Origin of the sequence: Salinibacillus aidingensis (assembly GCF_039522525.1) — a bacterium.
Taxonomy (GTDB): domain Bacteria; phylum Bacillota; class Bacilli; order Bacillales; family Alkalibacillaceae; genus Salinibacillus; species Salinibacillus aidingensis.
In genome coordinates, this window is the sequence record NZ_BAAADO010000016.1 from 1 (window position 1) to 1052 (window position 1052).

Consider the following 1052-nt stretch of genomic DNA (forward strand, 5'->3'; position numbering starts at 1 on the left):
GGCCAAGACGGTCGAGCTTCTTCACCAGAATGACATCACCTTCCTCCACCTTCATCCTCAGCAAATCCAGCCCTTCCCGATCTGTTGAACTGCCGGATGCCTTGTCGGTAAAGAGGCACTGTTGCAAAGTTAGCGATGAGGCAGCCTTTTGTCTTATTCAAAGGCCTTACATTTCAAAAACTCTGCTTACCAGGCGCATTTCGCCCAGGGGATCACCATAATAAAATGCTGAGGCCTGGCCTTTGCGTAGTGCACGCATCACCTCAATACCTTTGATGGTGGCGTAAGCCGTCTTCATGGATTTAAATCCCAGCGTGGCGCCGATTATCCGTTTCAGTTTGCCATGATCGCATTCAATCACGTTGTTCCGGTACTTAATCTGTCGGTGTTCAACGTCAGACGGGCACCGGCCTTCGCGTTTGAGCAGAGCAAGCGCGCGACCATAGGCGGGCGCTTTATCCGTGTTGATGAATCGCGGGATCTGCCACTTCTTCACGTTGTTGAGGATTTTACCCAGAAACCGGTATGCAGCTTTGCTGTTACGACGGGAGGAGAGATAAAAATCGACAGTGCGGCCCCGGCTGTCGACGGCCCGGTACAGATACGCCCAGCGGCCATTGACCTTCACGTAGGTTTCATCCATGTGCCACGGGCAAAGATCGGAAGGGTTACGCCAGTACCAGCGCAGCCGTTTTTCCATTTCAGGCGCATAACGCTGAACCCAGCGGTAAATCGTGGAGTGATCGACATTCACTCCGCGTTCAGCCAGCATCTCCTGCAGCTCACGGTAACTGATGCCGTATTTGCAGTACCAGCGTACGGCCCACAGAATGATGTCACGCTGAAAATGCCGGCCTTTGAATGGGTTCATGTGCAGCTCCATCAGCAAAAGGGGATGATAAGTTTATCACCACCGACTATTTGCAACAGTGCCTCTCAAAATCGGTGGAGCTGCATGACAAAGTCATCGGGCATTATCTGAACATAAAACACTATCAGTAAGTTGGAGTCATTACCGACCATCTGCCCGTAAAAACGCAGCGGGATAATTT

General features: G+C 51.5%; 2 protein-coding genes and 1 pseudogene. 1 reads left to right on the forward strand and 2 read right to left on the reverse strand.

The window, feature by feature from the left end; all coding sequences use genetic code 11:
* Together ABD006_RS17875 and ABD006_RS17880 are read right to left on the reverse strand one after the other, a co-directional pair.
* Positions 1-127: recombinase family protein (locus ABD006_RS17875; protein ID WP_425542245.1), on the reverse strand; the 127-nt coding region annotated here is incomplete at its 3' end.
* 39 nt (positions 128-166) lie between these two features.
* Positions 167-871 (reverse strand): IS6-like element IS26 family transposase, encoded by a 705-nt coding sequence (locus tag ABD006_RS17880; RefSeq protein WP_001067855.1) that lies wholly within the window; start codon positions 869-871, stop codon positions 167-169.
* A gap of 65 nt (positions 872-936) precedes the next feature.
* Between ABD006_RS17880 and ABD006_RS17885 the strand changes: the two are divergent.
* A pseudogene (locus ABD006_RS17885) lies at positions 937-1002 on the forward strand (IS1 family transposase); the annotation flags it as partial.
* Positions 1003-1052: the final 50 nt, after the last annotated feature.

Bases quoted from the DNA above. Each gene is read 5' to 3' on its own strand.
- ABD006_RS17880 (WP_001067855.1), bottom strand. From the start codon at position 871: ATGAACCCATTCAAAGGCCGGCATTTTCAGCGTGACATCATTCTGTGG.